The organism is Nisaea sp., assembly GCF_034670185.1.
Taxonomy (GTDB): Bacteria; Pseudomonadota; Alphaproteobacteria; order Thalassobaculales; family Thalassobaculaceae; genus Nisaea.
The window spans coordinates 610137-634931 of record NZ_JAXMNY010000002.1; the positions used below are offsets into that span (position 1 = coordinate 610137).

A 24795-nucleotide genomic window follows, 5' to 3' on the forward strand; every position below is an offset into this window, starting at 1 on the left:
TGTCACCTGACATCTAGATGGCGCCGCAACGCCGCTCAGCAAGGGGGAGGTCAGGAAGCAGGTTACAGGAACGCGAGGTCACATAGGAGATTCCGGGAGCTACGAACAAATTTCCGAAAATGTCCTGAACATTATTGTACTATTAATGAAATCAATCTCAGACTGAGGAAAGTCAAAATATTTGGGGCAAGGCTGGATCAACGGCCAACCAGAATAACAAGGGGGAAACAACCCATGGCGGAACAGACTGAAACCTGGCGGCAGGCATTTAACGAAATCGATCAAGGGGCCCTGCTGGCCCTCAAGCAAACCTGGCCTCTCGTCGAAAAGGGGCTGCCGTCCATCCTGGATCAATTCTACCGCCATATCGCCTCCGACCCGGAAATCGCCGCAAACCTGGAACAGGGCCCGGACCCTGACATCCTCAAGCAGGCGCAGAGCCGGTTCTGGGAATCGTTCTTCAATGACGGGTTCAACGACGATTATCTCGCGCGCTCCCGAGAGATCGGCGAGCTTCATACCGGGATCGGCCTCGGCCAGCGCTGGCATACCGCCGCAGCCGCCTTCATCCAGCCGCGCCTTTTCAGCCTGATTGCCAGCAAGTACAAACGTGCCGACGATGCTGTGCGGTATTGCGGCGCCGTGGCAAAGGCCATCGCGCTGGGTATGGATCTCGCGCAGGGTGCCGCCGGCTCGTCAGATGAGACAGAAAAACTCAAGCATCAGGTCCTCAACCTCGCCGACACCCTTGAACGCGAGATCGATCAGACCGTGGAAGAGGTCATGCTGCAGGCCGGACGGGTCGCCGAGCTGACAAACGGCTTGGCCGTTGCTGCCACCGAGATGGCGACGCTGATCAACGAAGTGCGCGGCGCGACCGACATCACCGCCGGAAATGTGAACTCCGTCGCCGCCGCGACCGAGGAGCTCAGCGCCTCAAGCCAGGAAATCGCCGAGCAGGTCTCGGACTCAGCGCGGCTGACGGCAGAGGCAACTGACAGCGCCGAGGGCGCGCGTGAGAGGGTTTCGGCCCTCGAAGAGGCCACGAAAAACATCAGCTCCGTCGTCGGTCTGATTAACTCCATCGCAGCACAAACGAAGCTGCTTGCCCTGAACGCGACAATCGAGGCCGCCCGTGCAGGCGAGGCCGGGAAAGGCTTCGCGGTCGTCGCCTCCGAGGTGAAATCGCTGGCACAACAGACCGAAAATGCCATCCAGGAGGTCAGCCAGCACACCGCCGGCGTGCAGACCGCGACCCGTTCCTCGGTCGAGGCCATCACCGGGATCGCTGCAAAAATTGCGGATGTGAATGGAATCTCATCCGGGGTTGCTTCCGCCGTCGAGGAGCAATTGGCTGCAACCAGCGAGATCGGCCGATCCTCGAACGAGGCATCGGAAATGACCGGTCAGGTCGCCGCCTCCATCGCCAAAGTTGCCGAACATGCGGAGCGCACCAGCCAGTCGGCAACCGCGATCGAAACCCTAGCGAAAAATGTCAGCACGAATGTGAGCGACATGAAACGCCGGCTCGGCATCGTTGTGCGGGCAGGTGAAGATACGAACCGCCGGGGGACCGACCGGATCCCGACCGTGATCAACGGGACGATCCAGTTCGGCCCCATCAAGGCAGAAGGCTTCATCGCCGATCTCTCGCCACGCGGCGCCCTGCTGTTGTGCGACGGTCAGGAAACCGTAGAGCCGGCAACGCTCGGCAGCGTCACCCTTCCCAACGGGGTCCGCATTCCGGCCCGCGTGGTTGCCGCCACCTCTCTCGGCATCCACGCCGCCTTCGAGAATATCGACGCCATGGCCGCCGAAATGATCGGCGCCATGATTGAGCAGGCCATGGGTGAAAATGACGTCTTCCGGGACATTTGCGTCACGGCCGCACAGGAAGCCGAGAACGCCTTTGCCAGCGCCGTCAACTCGGGGCGGATTTCCATCGAGGATATGTTCGACAGCCAATACGCGGCGATGCCGGGCACCAATCCGGCACAATATTCGACCAGGTTCGTCGATCTTACCGACGAGTTGCTGACGCCCATACAGGAGCACCACAAGGACCGGGACGACCGCATCCGGCTGCTCTGCGCTACCGACAGGAACGGCTATATCGGCACGCACAACGCCGCAGTTTCGCAGCCGCAACGCCCAGACGATCCGGTCTGGAACGCTGCGAACTGCCGCAACCGGCGGATTTTCGACGACCGGGCGGGGCTGCTGGCGGCGGGCAACAAGGAGCCGCATCAGCTTCAGACCTATGTCCGGGATATGGGCGGCGGAAAGAAAGTGCTGCTGAAGGAAATCGATGCGCCAATCACGCTTTCCGGACGCCATTGGGGCAACATGCGCTGCGCCTTCGTTCCCTGAGCACGTCCCCTGAGCACGCCCGGTCAATGGCGCTAACCGGCATACCGCCCGGTTAGCTGCCCACCTTGCAATAGAGCTGCCGGACGGTCCCGATCTGCTCCAGCTCGGAGAAGGACGGGGCCCCGGCCCACCCGGCCTGCTTCGCTTCCTGAACCGGAACTTTTCCGCTGTTCAGCATCTGCTGGATCGTGCGCGGCGCAACCGTTGAGACACGCCCGCGCCTTGTGTTCGAGGCTATGGCGATGCCGACCAGACGCCCCGATGCATCCAGCGTTGGCCCACCACTGATTCCGCCGAGGCTGCCCGGCGCCACACCTTCACGCCCGGTTTCGGCCCAGACCAAAACAAGACGACCTATGCCGCGCAACGACTTTCCATGAAGCTCACCGCGCCCAAGCAGCGCAGAGGAAACACGCCCCTTCCCGGTTCCGGGAAAACCGTAATGGTATCCGACATCGCCGATATCCGGCAGCGGACCAAGAGAGAGCGCTGGTGACCGCCCGGCATCAGCGCGGACAAGCGCAATGTCAGCATCCGGATGCAACACCGCATCACTCCTGATAGGCACCACATGCTGCCGGTCGACGACAAACCCCAACCGGTCACATCCCTCGACGACATGCCGCGCGGTCAGCCAGTAATCCGGCGATACAACGAACGCTGTACCAACGCCGCTACCGATCTTTTCGCGCTCTTCGATCCTCAGCTTTATATCGTACAGGCTCGGTGGCGGCAGAGGCCGGCGCGGCGTCCGGCCCGGCGGCAGATCCCGAACCGGCGGCGCTGCATATCCGGAGCGGTCAGGAAAAGCTTCCGGTGCCGGCCGCATGAGATCCCCGCCCCACTCGAACAACCCGGCCAGCACAATAGCTGACACGGCGCCGAGTATTCCCAGTTTCTCAGGCGGAAGAGAGCGCATAGCCGCTAGCCCGAAACAGCCGCCGCATTAAGGGCAGCAACCGAGAGCTTGATCGAGACAAGGAGCGTTGCGGCCCCGATCTCGCCTTCTTCAATGCGCGTGGAAAGATTGCGTATGGCGAGATCCGTCACCCTGAAGACCAGGATCTGGATCACCAGAGTCACCGTGCCCCAGATCAGAATGTCGACAAGGCTGACACTGGCCGCCAGACAGAAAGCAAGCGGGATCGCCAGGCCGAGTATGGCGCCGGCAAGCGACAGCGCGGCGGCGACGTTGCCTTCCCGGATCAGCTTCATCTCGTCATGTGCCGTGATCCGCATATAGATCAGGGTTCCGATCAGCAGCATTCCCAAACTCGCCGCGAAATGCGCGATCAGATACGGAAGACCAGCCATCAGACTGCTGAAGACACCGGACATTTTCGCACCTCACCTTAAAACAACCCCGCCGGGAATGCGGCAACAGAGACATTCCCCCTACAGACACGACATATGCGTCAGACCGGGCGTGGGCGCCACTAAATATTCGAAATTTTAAGGATATTCATCGTAACTTCAGTTTATAATAAACGCTCTGCTGGACAATTATAGGTCCGGTTTGATATTTTAAGTCAATTGATCAAAAATGGTTTAAGATCAGAATCTAAATTTTAAAAATACCTTCAAAAGGAAACGATTTTCGCTAATGACACGCTACCTCATCCTTGACGAGCAAGCCGAACGTGAAGCGCGTGTCATGCACCGCTATCGTGTCGAGGTTGCCGCGTATTGGATGAAGTGGCACCTGTGCGCCGGGTTGGCCTCCGCCCTCGGAATGATCTTTCTGACCGGCCTCGTTGTCGCCCTGTACAACGCGGCCATCCTCGGCATCGGCCCGACCCTGAATGACTGGGGCGATTTCTCGTTCCTGCTTCACGTGAACATCTTCAACTGGCGGGTCGATCCGGACTATTACCAGCGCCTGGTGACCTACCCGATGACCCCGGTCACCCTCGACCATATGCCCTGGGCGCATCTTTTCGGCTTCATCACGATGGGCACATGCCTGATCACGGCGATGATGAGCGTGCTGCATTTCGACCCGATCGTCAGCCACGACCCGAACCGGTATATCCGGATCGAGCCGGTACGGCTGACGCCGCCGATCGAGGTTTATTTCGAAAGCGATCGCGGGCTTGACCAGAAATTCGTGATCGACGTCATCTTCACCGCGCCGGGCCCAGCCAGCGCCCAGGTGATCCGCGAAAAGTCCAAAGCTATATCGCTGCATTGCCAGACCGAGATCCAGCGTCTGGTCGATAGCGCGGTCTGGCAAATCCGCCTGCCGCAGCTCCGGCGGCAACTGGCCCGCATCGCCGTGGAATACGTGCCACGCGATGCGATCCACGATCTGAAGATCCGCTCGATCAAGATGCACCCGGTGGTCCGCCCGATGCCGCTCACACCGGCGGCGGTGCAGGGCGTCGACGTGGAAGGCTCAGCAGAAATGCCCGCCAGAGTCGAAGGCCTCTCCCCGGAACCGGTTCCGGCGGAATAGCCGCCCGCGGCTTCGATCTGACGATCCCCGGTCAGACTCAGGCACGCTCCCAGACACTCACATTCTTTTGCTCGATCATCGGCGCGACGCGACTGTCGAAGGCCTTGAAATGGTCGCTTGCGAGATGGTCCTTGAAGGCCCCTTCGTCGTCATAGAGCTCATAAAGAAAGCAATGCGCCGGGTCTTGCGGATCGAAGCAGACATCGAACTGATTGCATCCGGGCTCGAACCTCAACGAGGCCACCGCATTCTCCAGCATTGCCTCCCTGAACGCCGCCGCCATGGCCGGCCGGATATGAAATTCGACGGTGATGACATACATCGCTTTCGTCCCTCCAAGGGCAAAGTGGATCGGTCCGGATCAGGACCCGATCAGGCTGCTGACGCCGACCCAGAGCAGACGCGCCGCCAGCAATGTCAGAACGGTCTTGAAGCCGATCGCAAAAGCACGCTCGGGCATCCATTCCAGCACTTTCTTGCCGGTTGCCGTGCCGAGGAACCCTGTCGCAATCATGGCGACGATCAACGGGATCCATTCCGGAAAGGCGAAGCCGACGATGCCGAACGCGACGACCTTCACACCGTGCTGCACCGTCATGCAGGCACTGTGGGTCGCCACCGTGACCATCTTGCCGTAGCGATCAGGCGGCAGAAAGGCGGCCAGCAGCGGGCCGGTCGCGCCAACGAACATCGTGGCGAAACTTGTAACCGCGCCGACCCCGATAAAACCCGCCGCCGGCACCTTGTGCTTGCCGAGCTTCGGTCCCCAGACCGTGTAAAGGATGAAGCAGGCCAGCACCGCCTGCAGGGCCGCCTGCGGCAAGGAAACGACAATCTGCGCCGCAAGCGCGACACCGATCAGGGCGCCGATCAGAAAAAACCAGAAGAGCTTCCGCTCCGTGTGCTCACGCATCACAAAGGCGCGCCCGGCATTGGAGCCGAACTGGACAACGCCATGTACCGGGATCACCGCCAGCGGCGGCAGCACGGAGCCGATCGCGACCAACATCATGACCCCTCCCCCAAGACCGAAGGCCACAGTCACAGCGGACGTCACATAGCTGAAAAGGATCAGCGATATACACGCCCATAGCGGCACGGAGTCAGGCAATAAGGATTCAATCACGGACGGCGTCCCCCAACGCAGGAATTCATCAAAAGCGGCCGCAGCTTACCCCATCACCGCCCCGCTGCCACCCTATCGCTTTGGTGACTTGTGCCAGAGCACGCGCCATGTAGATTGAGGACCCGATTGCGGGCATATTGCTACCGTACTCTGCATCAACCCGGCACCGTCTCCCCATGGACGGCACCAATTGGAGACCACTGTGAAGAAACTGGTTCTCACGGTTCTGGCGCTGATTGTCGTTCTGGGCGTTGTCGTCCTTGTCGGGCCCAGTTTTGTCGACTGGAACAGTTACAAGGCCGAGATCACCCGGACCGTCGAGGAACAGACCGGCCGCCGGCTCGAAATTGACGGCGATATCAGTTTCCAGGTGCTCCCGGCCCCCCGGCTGTCGGTTGAAAAGCTGAAGCTCGCAAATGTCGAGGGCGGCAGCGCCGACACCTTCGTTTCGGCGGGCGCGCTGCAAATCCATGTCGCACTCGCGCCGCTACTGAGCGGCAAGGTCAAGGTGGCGTCCGTCACCCTGAAAGACCCGGTTGTCGCGCTTGAGCAGTTTCCGGACGGCCGCAACAACTGGACATTCAGCACCCCCGCCAGCAAGCCGGAAGAGACGGCGGGCTCCGCCGGGAACACAAGCGCTGACAGCGGAGGGGATATCGATTTCAGCCTCGATGGCGCTACCATCGCGAACGGCCGCATCTCCTTTTTCGATCACGCAACGGGAGAAACACATAGCGTTGCCAGCCTGGATGTCGCCCTCAGTGCCAGCAGCCTGAACGGCCCCTTCAAGCTGACAGGCGATTTCACCTACAAGGACATCCCGATCACGCTGTCCGCCGCGACCGGCACAATCGACGCCGGCCACGCGACACCGCTGGAGACCATCGTCACCCTCGGTAACAAGGCGGCGGAGCTGAGCTATAGCGGCACCCTCGTGCTTGGCGACATGCCGCGGCTGATGGGCACCATCGGCGCCACCGGCAAGGATCTTGCCGCCGCCGGCGCGACACTGGCCCCGCTCGGCACGGGCACCGACAGTCTTCCGGCCGCGCTGGCCGGACCGTTCAAGCTGTCGGCAAAACTGGAAGCCTCCGCCGAGCGCGCTGTTCTCGATGAGCTTGCCCTGAGCGCGGGCGGACTCTCCGCGAAAGGTGCCGTAACGGCCCTTCTCGCTGGCGGCATAGACGTCGACGCGAGACTGGCCCTGGAACGGTTCGTGCTGGATGACGTGCTGGCAGCACTGGCCAGCGGCAAAGAAGCTGGCGGAGCTACACCCGCCGCCACACCGGCCCCCGCAAACACAGCCACTGCGAATTTCGCCCTCCCGGCCGGGATCAATGCGGATCTGGTTCTGACAGCCGATGCCGTCGATTATCGCGGCGGGGTCATTCGCCAGCCTCGGCTCGAGGCCTCGCTCGCCAATGGGGCGGCAGTGCTGAAAGTGTTCAGCGCGCAAATGCCCGGAGGCTCCGACCTCAGCCTTTCCGGCACCTTGAAAAGCGCAAGCGGCAGCCCGCAATTCACCGGCCGTGCCGACTTCGTTTCAGACAATCTGCGCGGAACGCTCGGCTGGCTCGATATCGAAATCGACTCTATTGCCGCCGACCGGCTGCGCAAGGGCAGCCTCGGCGCCAACATTTCGGCAAGCCCGGAACAGATCCAGCTGACCGACTGGACCATGGATCTCGACAACACCCGGGTCCGGGGCGGCCTTACCCTGCTTCTGCGGGACCGTCCGGCCTTCGGTCTGGCGCTGGATCTCGGCAAGATCAATCTGGATGCCTATCTGCCCCCGGAAGATCAGGCGGGAAAGACAACGCCCGCCGCATCCGGCAAACCCGCGTCGTCCGGCCCCTCCCCGATGGAACAGGCTGCGGTTGCCCTGAACAGTTTCGATGCGAATATCCGTATCGGGTTTGACGAAATCACGGTGCGCAAGACCCCGATTATCGGCGGTCAGCTTGAGGCACGCATCCAGAACGGAGCACTCTCCGTCAGCAAGCTCGCCATCGCCGACCTCGGCGGTGCGAAGGTCACTCTGAGCGGCTCCCTCGCCGGGGCGGTGTCGGACCCGAATACGAAACTGGAGTTCCAGATCGATGCCAAGTCGGTGACCCGTCTGGCACGCCTCGCCGGCATTGAGCCGAGCGAGACGCTGCAACGTATCGGCGGCGCCACACTGACCGGCAGCATCCTCGGCGACCTGTCCGCCCTGACCATCGATGCGACGGCAAAAGCAGCCGGCGCGACGGCTTCGGTCAAAGGCATCCTGCACCCGCTGGCGCAACCGCTGAATGTCGATCTGGCGCTCAAGCTGCAACATCCGAGCGTGGACAAGCTCGCGGCGACCCTGTCTCCCGGTGCGGTCCCGAAGGACGTTACGCTCGGCTCCCTGGCGCTTGCGGCGACCGTGATGTCGGCGCCGGACGGCGCCTATGGCGTCGACGCGACGATGGATCTCGGCGGCGGCCAGCTCGGCCTGAAGGGGACGATCGCTCCCGGTCCCGAGCAGACGGCGCTTGCACTCGACACGCGCTATGCTCATCCGGATGTGGTTGCCCTGATACGCGGGTTTTCGCCAGGTTACGCCCCGACCAAGCGCGATCTTGGTCCGGCAACCCTGGTAAGCCGCCTGGAAGGCAATACCGATACTCTGAAAATCAACGGCCTGCGGCTCGGTCTTGGACCGATCTCGCTGACAGGGACGGCCTCGCTCGCCCTCACCGGACCGCGCCCGAAACTGACGTTCGCCGCTGAATCAGGCACCATTGCCATTGACCCCTGGCTGCCCAAGGGTAGTGCCGCACCCGCCGGCGGCGTTGCCCCGGTTGTGCCGGTGAAAAGCAGCTCACGGACATGGTCGCGGGAGTCGATCGACACATCGGGACTGCTCGCCGCCGATGCGAATATCAGCCTGAAGGCGGAAAAGGTTCTCTACGGCGCCTATGAGCTGGACAAGCTGGACCTGGCCGCAGCGCTGGAGAATGGCGCATTGACCGTATCCCGCCTGACCTCCGGTCTGTTCGGCGGCACCCTGAACGGCACGGCCTCCCTGAAACACGGCGCCACGCCATCGGCCGGCCTCACCCTCGCCATCAAGAACGCCGATGTGAAACAGGCCGCGGCCTCCGCTGCGACCGGCGCGCCCCAGGTCACCGGCACCCTGGATTATGAAACCAGCCTGAACACCAAAGGCCGCAGCGAATACGCATTGGTTTCCGGACTGCAGGGCAGCGGCGCCGTGAAAGTGGTCAACGGCAGCGTCGAAGGCTTCGACCTGCCTGCGGTAAGCGAGCAGTTGAAGCAGCTCGACCGCTCCGTCGATTTCCTGGTGCTGGCCCAGAGGGCCATGCAGGGCGGCACGACACCGTTCGAAAGCCTGACCGCGAGCTACAAGATCACCAACGGAGTGCTGCAGTCGGAAGACATCTCGCTCAAGTCGAAGGCCGCCGAGGGCCGCGGCACCGCCGTCGTCAATCTGCCGCCGCAGGAAATGGATGTCCGCACCCAGTTCTGGCTCAGCGAGCATCCGAACTCGCCGCCCATCGGCCTGCGGCTCACCGGGCCACTCGACAATCCGCGCAAAATCCTCGATGCCAACAAGCTGCAGACTTTCGTCCTGCAGCGGGTAATCGAGCGCGGTATCCTCAGGCAGTTCAACAAGAGCCCGGACAGCAGCAGCGACGGCACAACCACAACGACACCCGATTCCGCGCCGAGCCAACCGGTCGAGAAGATCGATCCGCAAAAGGCGCTGCGCGGCGTGCTGAAAGGGTTACTCGGGAACTGACGGTTTTCCGGTCAGCAGTTCAGACAGAACGAACACGCGCAGCGCACTTGAAAGATTGCCGCTGCGCGTTGCATCCACCTCGGAGACGAGACCGTTGATCGAGAGATCCCTGGCAGCGGCAATCTCCTTCAACACATCCCAGAACGCCTCTTCCAGCGATACGGAGGTGACATGGCCGGAGACCGTCACGGTCCTTTTGCGTATGCGCGCCGGGTCCGGCATCCCGATCACCCGTCACGCCGAACGAAATGGGCAACAAGCTCGATATGCGGCGTCCAGAGAAACTGGTCGATCGGGGTGACCTCAACGCAGTCGTAACCGCCATCCACCAGCGTCCGTGCGTCCCGGGCAAAAGTCGCCGGATTGCAGGACACATAGACGATCCGCTGCACCTTCGATTCCGCCAGCGCGACCGCCTGCTCCCGGGCGCCGGCGCGGGGCGGATCAAGCACCACAGCATCGAACTTGCCGAGTTCCTTTCCGGCAAAGGGGCGCTGGGTCAGGTCGCGCCGCTCGGTCCGGACACGGCCGCCGAGCCTGGCCGCATCGGCGCCAGACCGGATCGCCGCGAGCAGACTATCATCGCCTTCCACCGCGAGCCGCTCCGCCGTTCCGTCCAGCGCAAGGCACAGGGTGCCGCATCCGGCATAAAGATCGAGCACAGAGCGGGCGCCGTCGGTACCTTCGCGGACCAGCTGCTGAATCGCCGCCTCGCCATCCACCGTCGCCTGCAGAAAAGCGCCAGGCGGCGGCGCCACGGAAACCGGACCGAACTTGATCGTCGGCGTGCGGCGCTGGGCCAGCGGCACCGGGTCCGGCAGAGTGTCGCCCTCGGCATGATAGGAGAGCCGGGTCAAATCCTGCTCTTCGGCGAAGGCCGCGAGCCGCTCGCGGAAATCGAGATCGGGGTGGTCCGGCAGGCGGAGCAGCAGATCAAGCCCGTTATCCAGCTCGTTCACCACGCAATCGACGGATTGCCCGGACTCCAGCACATCGGCGAAAAGCTGCCGCAGCGGCGCCATCAGGGCGAAGACGGCCGGCCGCAGGACCGGACATTCGCGGATCTCGACAATCCGGTTGCTGCCGCGTTCATGAAAACCGGCGACCAGTTTCTTGCCGGTCATGCGGAGCACGAAATCGGCCCTGCGCCGGGCGCCGGGCGCGCAGGTCCGCAGCGCCGCGACCGGCACCGACCCGAGGCCGGCGCGGCCAAGATATTGCGTCACCTGATCCCGCTTCCAGGCCTGATAAGCGCCAGTCTCCAGATGCTGCACGGCGCAACCGCCGCAGATCATGAAATGCTCGCAGGCCGGATCGACCCGTTCCGGAGCCGGCTCCACCAGCTCGATCAGATCGCAGGCCACGCCCTCGCCACGGTCGGACACCGGGCGCACCCGGACCCGCTCGCCGGGCAAGGCAAAGGGAATGAAAAGCGGACGGGTCTCGCTGACATAGCCGGTCTTGATCTCAGCCTGGGCCAACCCGTCGCCGCGCCCGCCAAGCCGCTCGACCACAACTTCGAGGAGCGGCGTATTCGCTGGATATCCCCGACGTTGTGCCGGCCGTTGTGCCGGCCGGCCCCGCTTGCTTCTCTGCCGTCCTCGGCCCATAAAGCGCGCCCTTTCTGCATGCGACGTATGGCGCCTAACCACTTCCGGCGGCGCCTGCTATGGTGATGACATGCGACATGCCACGCTGACAACAACCGAACTGCGGAATCCGGCGGGACACAGCCATGCCCGGCGTCGGATGATTGCGGCTGTTTTTGGCATTCTGGCTCTGCTGACACAGGCCGGGTTCACGCTCGGTGCCTCCGCCGCCCTCACTGCGACGCCTCCGGGCAGCCTTACGGCGGACCTCGCCGAACTCTGCCTTGGCGCCATCGATGATGCTGCCGGCGGCCGGAAAGACAGCCAGCAGGAAAACGCACCCGATTGCAATCATTGCACGCTCTGCGGCGTGGCAGCGGCCACGACCATGCCTTCCGGCAATCCGGACACGGCCGGGCGGATCTCCGCGGCTAGCCATCTCGCGACGGGGCTATATCAGGCCGATCGTCAGAGTTTCACCCGGTTCCGCAATCCCCGGGCCCCTCCCGCCTGAGCTTTCAATTCAGCTTGAAGACAAGCGGCGTCACTGACGCCGCGCCCCAAAAATTGAAAGACAGATCAATGATCCAGTTTGCAAAAATCGCCACGCGGTTCGCCGCACTCGCCATCGTTACCCTGCCCCTGTTCGGCGGCATTGCCTCAGCCGAAGAGTTCAAGGTGGGCGACATCACGGTCGAACATCCCTGGGCCCGGGCCACACCCGGCCGCGCCAAGAACGGCGCCGCCTTCATGAAACTCGAAAATCATGGCGGGGCGGATGACCGCCTGATGGCAGCGTCCGGCGACGTTGCCAGCCGGGTCGAGCTGCACACCCATCTGCATGAGAACGGGGTGATGAAAATGCGGCCGAGCGGCCCTATCACGGTCCCGGCGCACGGCCATGCTATGCTGGAGCCCGGTAGCTTTCACGTCATGATGATCGGCCTGAAGGCACCGCTGGTGGAAGGCGAGATGTTCCCGCTGACCCTGACCTTCGAGAAGTCCGGTTCGGTAAAGATCAACGTCATGGTCAAGGCCGTCGGGGCGGGCGCCGGGAACATGGGCATGAAACATGGTCACGGCATGAAAAAGAACTGATCCGCCTTGCGCGGGAAGCGGTCAGGCGGGATCTTCCTGCCTGATCGTTCCCGGACGGGTCGCGATCCAGGTCGCGACAAGCGCCAGAGTGACACCGGTCGCCGCCGCCAGTCGCCAGTCCTCCAGCACAAAGCCCCAGAGCAGCGCGAAGGAAAAGCCGATCATCGTCACGGCGGCGATCTTGGCCCGCGGCGGGATCACCCCATGCTCATGCCAGGCGCGCACGCCGCTGCCGAAATGCGGATGGTTGTAGAGCCAGAGATGGAACCGTTCGGAAGAGCGGGAAAAAGCCCAGACCGCAATCAGCAGAAACAGCGTCCCCGGCAATCCCGGCAGCACGATACCGGCAACACCCAGCACTGTGCAAAGCATGCCGACGCAAAGCAGCACATAGCGCCAAGGGCCGCATATGGTTTTCGGGGTTTCGCTCAACTCTCGTCTCCGCGCGTTCTGGCTCGCGCGCCGATTATGGTACCGACCCGTTAAAAATTAGTTCGGGCCTGGCATTTTCCTAGAGGCGCCGGGCGAACCATATCACGCGGCCGACTATATTCACTTCTTCAATCGTCCGTTCGTAATCCTGATATCGCGGGCTTTCCGAGCGGATCAGCACCCGTGGCGGGTCGCTGTTGGGAATATATTCGAGCTGCTTGGCAACCAGACCGATACCGTCATGCAGTACGAAAATACCCGGCGGCGAAGGGGCGGTGCGGCTGAGATCGATCATCACCTTGTCGCCGGAATACAGCACCGGCTCCATGGAATCGCCGTCGATGGAAATCACCCGGAGATCCCGGGCCGATGCCCGCAGCTCATACCGAAGCCAGCCCGCGTCGAAATACCAGTCGTTGCCGCCCGGCTCCTGTTCGAGATTGGCGCCGCCACCGGCCGATGCGGAAATCCGGACTTCCGGAACCGCGACGACCCCCGCCGGATCGACAGACCCGGAGCCGGAAAAAGGCGGCATGATCGCTGAAGGGCCGATCCGGCGCGCCGGAGAAGGCGGAGATGCCGCCCCCTGCTCCGGCCGCAGAACAGCCTCGTCGACGCCGAGATGCCGGGCCAGCGCATACCGCACGTCCTCCGGCAACTTCCGTGGCGTTCCCCGATTGATGAATTGATGCAAGTAGGCGTGATTCTTGCCACAAGCCAGCGAGGCCTTCTTCAGATCCGTCGGCGGATCACGATGCGCCACCAATTCCAGGATGCGCTTTCGCTGGAGATCGAGCTTCATAACCGGAACCTAAACTTCCACAATCGGATGATCAAGAGTTTTTTTCCTATTGCCGAATTTTAATCTTTCGCCTAGAACAACCTAAGCGTCAGTGGCAAAGGAATTTTTTGACCGGGAAAATCCGATCTCGTCGCAACTTAACGCTTTCAGCGCAGAAAAGCCACGCCCACATCTTTAACGACGCCTGTTCATCGCGACGCTGATCGGTTCCGATTGGAGGGAGTCAATGACGAGCACGCAGATTGTGCCGGATCCAAAATGGATCAAACACTACCTGAAAGAAGCAGCGGACACTTTGCACCGATTGCCACGGGCATATGGCAAAGCCCGGCTCACAGCATGGCCGGATGTGGCGCAAAACAGCTTTGCGCATGAAATGTCACCGGGAAGAACACGGCCGGCATCACCAAGCCCGGCGGCCATCGACCGGCTTGATGAAAGCCTCGGCTGGATGTTCGCCTGCGATCAGGAGCAACGGATCGTGGTCTGGGCCCGGGCTTGCGGCGTCGCCTGGCGAAAACTGGAGGATATTGACGGGCGCAGTCACGTCACGCTGCGCCGGATAGAGGACCGGGGACTGGCCGCAATCCGCGACCGGCTTCGAAAGACACCCCCGCCGCACGTTTTTCGCAGGCCCGATTAATCGGTTTTTTCCGATTAATCGAAACATCAATATGTTGATTTTAATGGATTAATTGCGAATATCCCCTAAGTCAACATACATACAAATGACGCTCTATCGGAAAAAACCGCTTTACAAGGTTTATAAAATCGGCTAAATACTATTCTATCGTCGGCGCCTTGTGGGAACACCCCGCAGGGCGCCTTTTTTATTGGGTGAAACGCATGGCCGAATCCGCAGCCCGGACACGCAAGAAGCGGCATTTTCTGAAAGCTCTCGCCGAAACAGGAAATGTCAGTGAAGCCGCCCGCAAGGCGCGGCTCGATCGCAGCAATGCCTATCAGATAAGGCGCCAGGATCAGGCCTTCGCCGATGCCTGGGACGACGCACTGGACATGGCGGTCGACCTGCTTGAGGCCGAGGCCCGAAGCCGGGCCGTCGAGGGCGTGGAACAACCGCGTTTCCATCAAGGCAGGATCTGCGGGACGGTCCGGAAATATTCCGACTCGCTCCTGATGTTCCTATTGCGGGCACACCGCCCGGAAACTTTCCGGGAGGGCCGAGATGCCGGATCAGAAGACCTGGAGCGCCACCTCAAAGGAGCCAAGGAAAAACTCGCCGCCCGCCTCAAAGCCCTGTCTCCACCCGCAACCGTGCCGGATGATGAGTCCGATGGAACGGACCCGGTTCCTGAGCGGGATCAGTGACGCCGAAGCCGCCCTTCTGCTATACGACTGGCCGTTCTGGGCGCGCGAGAAACAACTGCCGCCGGCCGGCGACTGGCGTGTCTGGCTGATCTTGGCCGGGCGCGGATTCGGGAAAACCCGGACCGGCTCCGAATGGATCAGAGCCGCGCTCGAAAGCGGCCGCTGCCAGCGCGCAGCCGTCATTGGGGCCACCGCCGGTGATGTCCGCGACGTCATGGTCGAAGGCGAAAGCGGCCTGCTGGCCATTGCCCCGCCATGGGAACGGCCACACTACGAGCCATCGAAGCGCCGGTTGACCTGGAAGTCCGGCAGCATCGCGACCTTGCTCTCGGCCGACGATCCGGACCAGGTGCGCGGACATCAGTTCGACATGGCCTGGGCCGACGAAATTGCCGCCTGGCCCCAGCCCGAAGCCTGGCACAACCTGATGATGGCCCTGCGGCTCGGCACCCGGCCGCAATGCATTGCAACCACAACACCGCGTCCGAAGGACTGGCTGAAGCGTATCGCGGAGGCTGACGGCACAGTGCTGACCCGGGGCCGCAGCACGGAGAACCGTCTCAACCTTGCCCCGGGTTTCCTGGCCGCCATGGAAAGTGCCTATGGCGGCACCCGGCTTGGACGGCAGGAACTCGACGGTGAATTCCTGACCGATGTGCCGGGTGCATTGTGGCGCCGGGAGCGGCTGGAAGCCGCCCGCTTGGCCCCGGGAGAACAACCCGCTCTGGACCGCATCGTGGTCGCCATCGATCCGGCGGCAAGCCACCATTCCGCCTCGAACGAGACCGGCATCCTGGTCGCCGGACGCGCCGCCGAGACCGCTTTTGTACTGGAGGATCTTTCCGGACGGCTTGCCCCGAACGACTGGGCGGTCCGCGCCATCGACGCCTATCACCGGCATGCAGCGGATCGCATCGTCGCCGAGGTCAATCAGGGAGGAGACATGGTGGAGCAGGTGCTGCGCAGTGTCGATCCGTCCGTCCCCCTGCGTCTGGTTCGTGCCAGCCGCGGCAAACAGACCCGGGCCGAGCCGGTTGCAGCCCTCTACGAACAGGGCCGCGTCCATCATGTCGGCCGCCTTGATTTGCTTGAGGATCAGATGTGCAGCTTCACCGGAGCATCGGGCGGCAATGGCTCACCCGACCGGGTGGATGCGCTTGTCTGGGCCCTGACAGAACTTTTGCTGAGCCGAAACCGGACTCAGACCGGGCAATTCCTGGTTTGAGCCCAATCGAACCGAACCTGAACGCTTGGCCTTTGAGCCAGCCACTTGAGGCCAACCACTTGGGGCCAACCACTTGGGGAGGTGGGAGATGCCTGTAATCGCGTACCTCGAAACAAGCGTCGGGCCCGGTACCGGGCAACCGCACGATATAGCTCTCGTTCAGGCCCTGCTCGCCCATATCAAGGACCTGTTCGGGCAACCCTACTGGCCAGGCGGGATCGATGGCGTCGCCAGCGATGCGCTGCTGGATGCCATCAACCGTTTTCAGGAGGAATTCGGCCTGCTCGACGACGCCGGTGACGATATCCGCGCGGTGATCTCGCCGGCCTCCGTGACATTCCAGTGCCTGCGGGAAACAACGGCCCCTGTCCTCGCCGGTCTGCGCGCCGTGACCGGCACGCCTACTCTGTATGTTCCGCCCCGCTGCGGCGAGCAGGTCCTCGGGGTGATGACCACGAAATTGCGCAGCCTGGGCTACCAGGGCAATGCCGTCCTGGGGCGGCGGCTGGCAGCCCTGGCCGAACGGGTTTTCGACAGGCACCGCTTCCTGATCAGGTTTCCGGCACCGGAAGACCGCAGTACCGGAACACAGCGTGTCCGGGTCCATTTTCACGGCCTGAAATGGCTGACCGAACAAGGACGGCTGACGTCCTCGGAGCAGCCGCACAGCCCGGTTCCAGACGCCATCTGGTCCCTCGTCGCAGCGGAAACCCGACCTGTCGGGGGGCTGACGCCGGAACAGCTAAACTATGCCGGCTGCCGGGAACTCTGGCTCAGGCATGACGGATAAGTATACCGCAGAAAGGCCAAAAAATGAGTTCCGACGTCGCAACACCGAATGCCGCCTATCAGGATATGGCCACCGATTGGGAGCTGATCCACGACCTGCTCGGCGGCACCCGCATCATGCGGCAGCGCGGAGAGAAATGGCTGCCCCGGGAGCCCGGAGAGACACGAGAAGCCTATACAATCCGGCTGAACCGGAGCGTGCTGTTCAACGGATTACAGCGCACGATCCAGACCCTGCTCGGAAAACCGTTCCACCGGCCTGCCAGTCTGACCGGCACGCCGCCGGACGCCCTGACGGCGCTGGCGGACAATGTCGATCTGGGCGGCCGCAACCTCACAGTGTTCGCCCGCGATGTGATGCAGGCTGCATTGACCGATGGCCTCACGCATATTCTGGTCGACCATCCCCGGATCGGAGAGGGAGGAAAGGATACCGCCCGGCCCTATCTCGTTCATATACAGGCGCCGGACCTGATCGGCTGGCGCGGCCAGGAGAGCGGCATCGGCAGCGCCCTGACGCGGGTCCGCATTCGGGAGACCGTGAACCGGACATCCGGCACATGGGAAGACAAGACCGAACGCCAGATCCGGGTGCTCTATCCCGGCCACTTTGAAATCTGGCAGCGCGATGCCGACGGTCTCGGCCCGTGGCATCGTGACGATGCCGGGGACAGCAGCCTCGACTGCATCCCGCTTGTCACCATCTATGCCAACCGGGCAGGCTTCATGACGGCGCACCCGCCACTGATGGATCTGGCCTGGCTCAATCTGGCGCACTGGCAATCGGCAAGCGATCAGCGCCACATCCTGCATGTGGCCCGGGTGCCGATCCTGTTCGGGCGCAATCTGACCCTGCCCGAGGACGGCCTGGCGCTTGGGCCCAACCGGATCGTCACCGGCGAAGGAGAAAGCGCGGATCTGCGGTTCGTCGAGCATAGCGGCGCCGCCATCGCCGCCGGCCGGCAGGACCTGATCGATCTGGAGGATCGTATGGCGGTCATGGGTCTCGATCTCATGACCCGGCGCGGCGGGGCCGGATCGACAACGGCGACGGCGCGGGCCATCGACGCGGCGGAAAACACCACATCCCTGCTCGGCCTGATTCATGCCGTCGAGGACGGGTTGACCACCGCATTCGGCTTTATGGCGGACTGGCTCGGCGTTCCAAGGAGCGAGGCGGGACGGGTCGCACTGCATGGCAAGGAATCGTCCGATCTCCCGACCAGTTGATCAGGAAACCCGTTGCAACCCAATGATTGCAGTGGCATTGCCCTGCAATGAAATCGTCTTTACCGATTGATAACCTCATTCGGGTATTACTTGGGCGAGTTAGAGGAGTAGCGCTTTGCCTAGGTATATGAAAACGCCGTACAGCATCGAATCGCGCCGCGCACCCAATGCGGGTGCGAAGAATGGTGCCAAAAGCAATCTCAGCGGCAAAAACGCCAATGGCGCCAGGAATGCTCTGGTTGCCGAGAGTGTCGTCACCGCCGCCGAGGTCGATCTGTCCGAAGTCATGGAGGCGATCCGCGCTCTGGAACGCAAAATCGACGGGCACCCAGCTGAACCGGGAGCCGCCGAAGCAACGGCAGCAGCCGCAGCAGCAGAAAACGTCGGCAAACAGGATCAAAAAATCGAGGAGATCCGGACCGAAATCTCCGAGATCGCCGGCCGTATCCAGGCAACAAAGGTCGAGATTGCCGCCCTGCGCCACCCGTTGTCGAACGAGGACAAGTTCGAGTCCGCGACGGAGGAGCTCAGCGAGATCGTGCGCCAGACCGAGACCGCGACCGACGGGATCATGAACTCCGCCGAGAAAATCGAGGAAGTCATCGCCGACCTCCTGACCGTCACCACAGACGAGTATGCAAATTCGCGCCTTGGCGACATCGCGGATCTGATCACGGGGATATACGAAGCCTGTAACTTCCAGGATCTGACCGGCCAGCGCATCAACAAGGTGATCAAGGTTCTCAATTATATCGAGGAACGGGTCGACGCGATGATGGCGACCTGGGATATCCGCGAATTCCAGACCATGCCGCTGCCGAAGGACATCACCCGCAAGGACGAGGACTTGACCCTGAGCGGCCCGATGGCGGAAGGCCAGGCGATCTCGCAGGACGAAATCGACGCCCTGTTCGACTGACGCTTTTCCTTCCAGGACTTTTCCAAAACGCCCCGCTCAGCGGGGCGTTTTTCGTTTCCGCCTTTATTTTCGTCACTGGAGCACAGCCATGCCCTTGCCCGCCGAAACTGACTCTCTCGACGCCGTCCCGGAAGCGGTTCGCGCCTTCTATGTCGAAACGGACGATGGCCGTTACCGCCTTGATGCCGACGGCGTGGAAGACGTCTCCGGCCTGAAATCCGCGCTGGAAAAGGAACGCGCCGCACGGCGTGAGCTGAAAGCTGAACTCGACCGTCTGGGGAGCGAACAGCGCGCGGGACAGGAAGGCGAAGCGTCCCTGACCCAGGTAAAACTGGAAGCCGCCCTGATCGCCGCCGAGGCCCGTGCCGCAATCCATGCAGAGCACGGTATCGCCGAGTTGCTTCTGCCGGTCATCGTACCCCGGCTGATCCTGGCCGAGAGCGAGGCCGGCATCTCGGTAACGATCCGCGGCGAGGGCGATGCCCCGGCGGAAAACCCGGAAGACGGCACACCGCTCACCCCCCGCGACCTGGTGCGGGAGTTGCAGGCCAGCCCGGTCTATGGTCGGGCCTTCGAGCTGCCCGCTCGCGGCGGCAGCGGCGCCCCCAGCCTTGGCCAGGCAGGCGGCAGCGAGAATGTCATCGCGATGAGCGACCAGAACGCGCTCGACCGCAATATCGCCGCCATCGCCAGCGGCCGGGTGCGGGTCTCCCGCTAACCCAACTAATTCGAATTACCTGATCTGACACAACCGGCGGCTGGGATGGCCGGCGGCGCTTTGTGCTGCGCGCGGGCCGGGCAGCACGGCACGAACACGCCTTTTCACACATCGAGGAGCCTTCGAAATGGCAAATGCCATGACCGAAATCATGCCTAAAATCCTGGCCCGTGGACTGCTGGCCCTGCGCGAGCAGGCAATCATGCCGCGGCTGGTGAACGCGGACTATTCGAACGACGCCGCCCGCAAGGGCGACACGGTGGACGTACCTCTGCCAAGCGCCATCACGGCGAGCGACGTCACTCCGTCGAACGCCGCCCCGCAGCCGGACGACATCACCATCTCCAAGGTCCAGGTGCCTCTCGACAAGTGGAAGAAGGCGGGCTTCTACTTGACGGACAAGGAAGTCATGGAGATCGACCGGAACGAAAACTTCGTGCCGATGCAGATGAGCGAAGCGATCCGGGCGCTGGCCAATGCGGTCAACGCCTCCGTTCATGCCGAGTACAAGGGCGTCTTCGGCCTTGTCGGCGCGGCAGGCGTGACGCCTTTCGGCTCCGACGTGTCCGACGCAACCTCCGCCCGGAAGCTGCTGAACAAGCAGCTCGCCCCGCGCGGCGACCGGCGGGCCGTGCTGGATTTCGATGCCGAGGCCAACGCGCTAGCCTTGGCACCCTTCTCCGACGCGGAGAAAGTCGGCTCCGCCTCGGTGAAGATCGACGGTGAGATCGGCCGCAAGTTCGGGATTGAGTGGTATGCCGATGACGGCGTGCTGACCCATTCCGCCGGCACGGCCAGCGACAGCGGCAGCTTCACCATCACCGCCAATGTGGCGAGCACCGGGGCAACAAGTATCGCCCTGAAATCCGATGTAGGCAGCCCGACCCTGAAAGCAGGCGATATCGTCAGCTTCGCCGGACACGCCCAGAGCTACGCGGTGACAGCGGACGCGGTGCTCGATGGCATCGGCGTCTCCGTTGCGATCAATCCCGCTCTGAAAGCGGACGTCGCCGCCGATGCGGCGGTGACCGTCACGCCGAGCCATGTGGTCAATCTGGCCTTTCACCGGGACGCCTTCGCGCTGGCCATGCGGCCGCTCACCGCCGGCACCCAGGACCTCTCCCTCGGCAACCAGATCCTCTCGATGACCGATGCCGAGACGGGCATCTCGCTGCGGCTCGAAATTTCGCGCCAGTACAAGCAGACCGTCTGGGAATTCGATGTGTTGTGGGGCGTGAAACTGGTGCGCCCGGAACTTGCCGTCCGCATCGCCGGCTAGCGCCTGCACGCGCCGCCTGCACGCCGCCTCCCCTGCCTCCCCTGCCTGGCCCGGGTCTCCGTCCGCCGGAGCCCGGGCCGCATTTTTATTCAGCATCCGCCAGACCGAAGGGGCCGTTCCATGTCCGAGCCTGAAGCCGACTTGTTGCCGACCGTCACGCTGCAGCACCGCTACGGCGAGCAGCGCCTGCTCGCGAACCGGGCGGATTACATCCACGAGAAAGACGGCCGGTTCAGCAACTGGCTGCTGACGAACGATGATCCGGAAGTGCAGCCCCCGCCCTGCCAATCCGCAACCTGCCAGTCCACCCCCGCGCCAGCACTGCCGCCTGCCCCGACCATCCCTTCGGGAACACAGCGGCCCGGCAAACGGCACCGCCGGGGGAGGCGGAAATGAGCCTCGCGGTCGGCGAAGACACCTATCTCGCGGTCGCGGACGCGGATGCCTATTTCGCCGCCCGCAATGCGGCGGGATGGGCGGCAGCGCCGTCGGTCGCCCGGGAGGCGGCATTATTGCAGGCCACCGCCTATATCGACGGTAGCTACGCCTTCCGGGGCCGCATCGCCGATCCGGGTCAGCCGCTGTCCTGGCCTAGGCGGGATGCGGTGGACAGCGAGGGCCGGTCCCTTTCCGGCATTCCGCGCCGCATCGAGCACGCCACCGCCGAGCTGGCGCTGATCGCGCTAGCCGGCGATCTGGCACCGCCACTGGAGCGGGGCGGGAAGGTACTGCGGGAAAAGGTCGGGCCGGTCGAGGTCGACTACATGCCCGACGCCGTGTCCGGCCGTTCCTATCCATTGATCGATCTGCTGCTGAAGCCGCTACTGCGATCAGCCGCCAGCCATGAGGTGATACGCGCATGACCCCGCTCGGCTCATCCCTTTCGGGCGTCGCAGCCCGGCTGATCACCCGCTACGGCGCCCCGATGGTTCTCAGCAAGACCGAGGCCGCCAGTTACGACCCGGCCTCCGGCAGCGTCACCGGGACGCCGTCCGATCATCCATTGCTGGGCATCGTCGAAAGCATCTCGGCGGCCTTTGTCGGCGGGCTGGTGCAGAACGGCGACCTGCTGGTCACCGTCGCCGGGGAGGACCTTTCCGGTACCCGCCCCACACCGGGCGACCTGCTCCGGATCGACGGTACGGCGCACGACGTCGTCAATGTCACCACCATCGCCACCGGCACCGAACCCCTGCTGTTCCGCCTGCTCGTCAGGCGCTGAGGAGATTAGAGATGTCCTTCACCAGTGCCCGGCGCGCGGTCGAGAGCTTTTTCGGCGCCAACTGGCTGCTCACCCCGACCGCCTTCGAGAATGTCGCCTTCACCCCGCCCGGGGACGGACGCTGGGTGAAGCTGATGATCCTGCACGAACAGACGGAACAAGCCGCGCTCGGCAGCCCGGCGCTGCACCGTTACCGGGGCCGCATCCTGATCTACTGCTTCACCCCGCTCGGTGGCGGTGCCCAGCAAGCGAGCATTCTCGCCGATGCCGCCGCCACCCTGTTCGACGGTGCGCTGATCGCCGGTCACGTTCTGCTCCCGCCGGAAATAACCGAGGACGAGGATATCGACGGCTCCTACCGGGCAGCCGTGGCCATCCCGTTCTGGCGCGACGAAATCCACTGAAGTTTCAACCCTGCCCCCCAAACCACACGCCCAAGGAGACCGCCATGGCGGATTCAAGCCGCACGGAACTCGCCTATGCAAAGGAATCGCTCTGGGGAACAACCCCGGCCTCGGCCCTGACAAAGCTCCGCTTCACTGGAGAAAGTCTCGGCTACACGATCGCCACCACCAGCTCGTCCGAAGTTCGGGCCGACCGTCAGGTTCCCGATCTGATCCAGACCGGTGCTTCCGCCTCTGGCGCGGTCAATCTGGAACTCTCTTACGGCGCCTACGACACGCTGATCGAGAGCGCTTTGTTCTCCGTCTGGTCCGCTCCGCTCGCTATCTCTGTCGCGGACGATATCGCGGCGGATGCCAGCGGCAGCGCCTTCACCAGCAGTTCAACGGATTTCGTCGCGGCCGGGATCAAGGCGGGACAATGGGTCCGGGTCGGCGGCTTCGCAGCGAATAGCGGAGAGAATAACGGTCTCTACCAGGTCAGCGCCGTGACCGCGAACACCCTCACCGTGGCATCCGCCCCGGCAAGCGACGAAGCGGCAGCCGGCCTGACCGTCGGCATGGACGGCTCGATGATCCGCAACGGCGTCTCGGAAACCGCGCTGACGCTGGAAAAGGCCTTCACCGATATCGACCAGTACATCGCCTTCACCGGCATGGTCGCCGACACCATGGATCTGCAGATCCAGACTGGCCGGGTATTGACCGGCAGCTTCGGCTTCATGGGCGCTTCCGCCTCGATCGGCAGCGCCACAATCGGCACCGGTTCAGCCGTTCCGGCCATGACGAACCCGGTGCTGAACGCGGTCAACAATATCGGCCAGGTAATGGAGGGCGGCGCGCCACTCGACGGCATCTTCCTGCAATCGCTCTCGATCTCGCTTGCCAACGGACTGCGCGGGATCGGCGCGGTCGGCAGTCTCGGCAATGTCGATATCGGCACCGGCCGGTGCCAGGTGACGGGCCGGGCCAGCTTCTATTTCGCCGATGGTGCGCTGTACGAAAAATACCTGAACGGCACCCCGACCAGCCTGTCTTTCCGGGTCACCGACGCGGACGGCAACGCTTACGTCTTCACCCTGCCGCGCGTCCGGCTGACCCGGGGCAGCATCGCTGCGGGCGGGCCGGACCAGGACGTTATGGCCGACTTCCAGTTCCAGGCCGTGCGCGATCCGGCCACCGGCGCGACCGTCCAGATCGACCGCATCGCCGCCTGATCCCCAACACATCCATTCCCATTCCCCCTAACTCCCGAAGGACATCTCATGGATCTCTCGAAATTCAAGGCCGACCGCACCGCTGAGGATGAAGGCGTCTGGGTCGCACTGGACGGCGACGACAGCGGCGCCCGGGTCAAGCTCGCCCGGATCGGCAACCGGCGTTACCGCGAGGCGATGCAGCGCCGGATGAAGCCTTTCCGCCGGGCCCTGCGTGCAGGCACGCTGGAGGAAGCGACAGCGGAACGGGTCACCGCCGAGGTGTTGGCGGAAACTGTGCTGCTCGACTGGCAGGACCTCGCGCTGGACGGCGAGACGCTGGCTTATTCGCCTGACCGGGCGCGCGAGCTGCTGCTCGACCCGGCATTGCGTGATTTCCGCGATCTCATCGTCGAGATGGCGACCGATATCGAGCTCTACCGGCAGCAAGATCAGGAGCAGGCGGAAAAAAACTCGCCGCCTTCGTCCGTTGGCAAGTCGCCTGGGGAGGGCGGCAGGACTTCCTGACCCTTCTCGCCGAGCAAAGCGGCACATCACCATCGGCCCTTAGCGAGAAACCGGAGCTGTTTCCCGATCTCGAACGAGTGGCCCACGCTTTCGCCCTGCTGACACGCGGGCGGCCGCTGGTCTCCACCCCGTTCGGCACAGCGGAAGGGGCCATCCCGCTGGCCGAGATCGCCGCCTATTGCGGGCTGTTCGGCATCACGGACCCGGACGAGTTCGTGCCCCTGCTCCGCACCATGGACGAGGCCTATCTCCGCACCCGCGCTGAGCAGGACCCTCCACAAAAAAAGAAGGACTGAT

The 24795-nt window shown here is 63.2% G+C and carries 28 protein-coding genes; 20 read left to right on the plus strand and 8 right to left on the minus strand.

Annotation, left to right across the window (positions count from 1 at the left end; all coding sequences use genetic code 11):
- Window positions 1–234: 234 nt before the first annotated feature.
- Entirely contained in the window at window positions 235–2370 is a 2136-nt protein-coding gene (locus tag VOI22_RS12490; protein WP_323796797.1) for a protoglobin domain-containing protein, read from the plus strand.
- A 52-nt stretch (window positions 2371–2422) separates the two neighbouring features.
- Here VOI22_RS12490 and VOI22_RS12495 read toward each other — a convergent pair whose 3' ends face one another.
- Together VOI22_RS12495 and VOI22_RS12500 are read right to left on the minus strand one after the other, a co-directional pair.
- Window positions 2423–3289, minus strand: a complete 867-nt coding sequence (locus tag VOI22_RS12495; RefSeq protein WP_323796798.1) for a serine protease — start codon at window positions 3287–3289, stop codon at window positions 2423–2425.
- 5 nt (window positions 3290–3294) lie between these two features.
- A complete protein-coding gene (locus VOI22_RS12500) occupies window positions 3295–3708 on the minus strand; it encodes a DUF350 domain-containing protein (RefSeq protein WP_323796799.1) in 414 nt (137 codons plus the stop codon).
- A 265-nt stretch (window positions 3709–3973) separates the two neighbouring features.
- Here VOI22_RS12500 and VOI22_RS12505 point away from each other — a divergent pair, with 265 nt between their 5' ends.
- Window positions 3974–4825 (plus strand): hypothetical protein, encoded by an 852-nt coding sequence (locus VOI22_RS12505; protein ID WP_323796800.1) that lies wholly within the window; start codon window positions 3974–3976, stop codon window positions 4823–4825.
- A 37-nt stretch (window positions 4826–4862) separates the two neighbouring features.
- Here VOI22_RS12505 and VOI22_RS12510 read toward each other — a convergent pair whose 3' ends face one another.
- Window positions 4863–5147, minus strand: a complete 285-nt coding sequence (locus tag VOI22_RS12510) for a putative quinol monooxygenase (protein ID WP_323796801.1) — start codon at window positions 5145–5147, stop codon at window positions 4863–4865.
- A gap of 39 nt (window positions 5148–5186) precedes the next feature.
- Complete coding sequence (locus tag VOI22_RS12515; RefSeq protein ID WP_323796802.1) at window positions 5187–5951, minus strand: sulfite exporter TauE/SafE family protein; 765 nt, start codon at window positions 5949–5951, stop codon at window positions 5187–5189.
- Between the two features lie 202 nt (window positions 5952–6153).
- On the opposite strand from VOI22_RS12515, the gene VOI22_RS12520 reads away from it, so the two are divergent.
- Window positions 6154–9741, plus strand: a complete 3588-nt coding sequence (locus tag VOI22_RS12520; protein ID WP_323796803.1) for an AsmA family protein — start codon at window positions 6154–6156, stop codon at window positions 9739–9741.
- On the opposite strand, the gene VOI22_RS12525 is transcribed toward VOI22_RS12520, so the two are convergent.
- Both VOI22_RS12525 and VOI22_RS12530 read right to left on the minus strand, forming a co-directional pair.
- Window positions 9727–9963, minus strand: a complete 237-nt coding sequence (locus tag VOI22_RS12525; RefSeq protein ID WP_028467630.1) for a ribbon-helix-helix domain-containing protein — start codon at window positions 9961–9963, stop codon at window positions 9727–9729. The two genes, VOI22_RS12520 and VOI22_RS12525, sit on opposite strands and share 15 nt — an antisense overlap.
- Before the next feature lie 5 nt (window positions 9964–9968).
- Window positions 9969–11351, minus strand: coding sequence for a class I SAM-dependent RNA methyltransferase (locus tag VOI22_RS12530; RefSeq protein ID WP_323796804.1), 1383 nt, complete (start codon window positions 11349–11351; stop codon window positions 9969–9971).
- A gap of 70 nt (window positions 11352–11421) precedes the next feature.
- Between VOI22_RS12530 and VOI22_RS12535 the strand changes: the two genes are divergently transcribed.
- Both VOI22_RS12535 and VOI22_RS12540 read left to right on the plus strand, forming a co-directional pair.
- The gene (locus tag VOI22_RS12535; protein ID WP_323796805.1) at window positions 11422–11844 is read left to right on the plus strand and encodes a DUF2946 family protein; all 423 of its coding nucleotides are present in this window, start codon (window positions 11422–11424) and stop codon (window positions 11842–11844) included.
- 68 nt (window positions 11845–11912) lie between these two features.
- Window positions 11913–12428, plus strand: a complete 516-nt coding sequence (locus VOI22_RS12540) for a copper chaperone PCu(A)C (protein ID WP_323796806.1) — start codon at window positions 11913–11915, stop codon at window positions 12426–12428.
- Window positions 12429–12449: 21 nt separating this feature from the next.
- Here the strand turns inward: VOI22_RS12540 and VOI22_RS12545 are convergent, their stop codons facing one another.
- Both VOI22_RS12545 and VOI22_RS12550 read right to left on the minus strand, forming a co-directional pair.
- Window positions 12450–12860: a YbaN family protein gene (locus VOI22_RS12545; RefSeq protein WP_323796807.1), complete on the minus strand. Its 411-nt coding sequence runs from the start codon at window positions 12858–12860 to the stop codon at window positions 12450–12452.
- Between the two features lie 79 nt (window positions 12861–12939).
- The gene (locus VOI22_RS12550) at window positions 12940–13662 is read right to left on the minus strand and encodes a S24 family peptidase (RefSeq protein ID WP_323796808.1); all 723 of its coding nucleotides are present in this window, start codon (window positions 13660–13662) and stop codon (window positions 12940–12942) included.
- 226 nt (window positions 13663–13888) lie between these two features.
- Between VOI22_RS12550 and VOI22_RS12555 the strand changes: the two genes are divergently transcribed.
- The 15 genes from VOI22_RS12555 (at window position 13889) to VOI22_RS12625 (ending at window position 24794) form a co-directional block, all read left to right on the plus strand.
- Complete coding sequence (locus VOI22_RS12555; protein ID WP_323796809.1) at window positions 13889–14305, plus strand: DUF6362 family protein; 417 nt, start codon at window positions 13889–13891, stop codon at window positions 14303–14305.
- 203 nt (window positions 14306–14508) lie between these two features.
- Window positions 14509–14991: a hypothetical protein gene (locus VOI22_RS12560; RefSeq protein ID WP_323796810.1), complete on the plus strand. Its 483-nt coding sequence runs from the start codon at window positions 14509–14511 to the stop codon at window positions 14989–14991.
- Window positions 14957–16216, plus strand: coding sequence for a DNA-packaging protein (locus VOI22_RS12565; RefSeq protein WP_323796811.1), 1260 nt, complete (start codon window positions 14957–14959; stop codon window positions 16214–16216). The genes VOI22_RS12560 and VOI22_RS12565 overlap by 35 nt, the downstream gene beginning before the upstream one ends.
- Before the next feature lie 88 nt (window positions 16217–16304).
- On the plus strand, window positions 16305–17006 hold the full coding sequence (locus VOI22_RS12570) for a peptidoglycan-binding domain-containing protein (protein ID WP_323796812.1): 702 nt from the start codon (window positions 16305–16307) through the stop codon (window positions 17004–17006).
- Between the two features lie 23 nt (window positions 17007–17029).
- Window positions 17030–18235: a DUF4055 domain-containing protein gene (locus tag VOI22_RS12575; protein ID WP_323796813.1), complete on the plus strand. Its 1206-nt coding sequence runs from the start codon at window positions 17030–17032 to the stop codon at window positions 18233–18235.
- A gap of 115 nt (window positions 18236–18350) precedes the next feature.
- The gene (locus tag VOI22_RS12580) at window positions 18351–19154 is read left to right on the plus strand and encodes a protein phosphatase CheZ (RefSeq protein ID WP_323796814.1); all 804 of its coding nucleotides are present in this window, start codon (window positions 18351–18353) and stop codon (window positions 19152–19154) included.
- A gap of 88 nt (window positions 19155–19242) precedes the next feature.
- Window positions 19243–19872, plus strand: coding sequence for a hypothetical protein (locus VOI22_RS12585; protein WP_323796815.1), 630 nt, complete (start codon window positions 19243–19245; stop codon window positions 19870–19872).
- 127 nt (window positions 19873–19999) lie between these two features.
- On the plus strand, window positions 20000–21151 hold the full coding sequence (locus VOI22_RS12590) for a P22 phage major capsid protein family protein (RefSeq protein WP_323796816.1): 1152 nt from the start codon (window positions 20000–20002) through the stop codon (window positions 21149–21151).
- A 120-nt stretch (window positions 21152–21271) separates the two neighbouring features.
- Window positions 21272–21547 (plus strand): hypothetical protein, encoded by a 276-nt coding sequence (locus VOI22_RS12595; RefSeq protein ID WP_323796817.1) that lies wholly within the window; start codon window positions 21272–21274, stop codon window positions 21545–21547.
- Window positions 21544–22014: a DnaT-like ssDNA-binding protein gene (locus tag VOI22_RS12600; RefSeq protein ID WP_323796818.1), complete on the plus strand. Its 471-nt coding sequence runs from the start codon at window positions 21544–21546 to the stop codon at window positions 22012–22014. The genes VOI22_RS12595 and VOI22_RS12600 overlap by 4 nt, the downstream gene beginning before the upstream one ends.
- On the plus strand, window positions 22011–22373 hold the full coding sequence (locus VOI22_RS12605; RefSeq protein ID WP_323796819.1) for a hypothetical protein: 363 nt from the start codon (window positions 22011–22013) through the stop codon (window positions 22371–22373). Before VOI22_RS12600 ends, VOI22_RS12605 begins: the two co-directional genes overlap by 4 nt.
- An 11-nt stretch (window positions 22374–22384) precedes the next feature.
- The gene (locus VOI22_RS12610) at window positions 22385–22777 is read left to right on the plus strand and encodes a phage tail terminator-like protein (protein WP_323796820.1); all 393 of its coding nucleotides are present in this window, start codon (window positions 22385–22387) and stop codon (window positions 22775–22777) included.
- A gap of 44 nt (window positions 22778–22821) precedes the next feature.
- Window positions 22822–23991, plus strand: coding sequence for a phage tail tube protein (locus VOI22_RS12615; protein ID WP_323796821.1), 1170 nt, complete (start codon window positions 22822–22824; stop codon window positions 23989–23991).
- A 48-nt stretch (window positions 23992–24039) separates the two neighbouring features.
- Window positions 24040–24498 (plus strand): hypothetical protein, encoded by a 459-nt coding sequence (locus VOI22_RS12620; RefSeq protein ID WP_323796822.1) that lies wholly within the window; start codon window positions 24040–24042, stop codon window positions 24496–24498.
- 77 nt (window positions 24499–24575) lie between these two features.
- On the plus strand, window positions 24576–24794 hold the full coding sequence (locus VOI22_RS12625) for a hypothetical protein (protein WP_323796823.1): 219 nt from the start codon (window positions 24576–24578) through the stop codon (window positions 24792–24794).
- Window position 24795 lies beyond the last annotated feature (1 nt).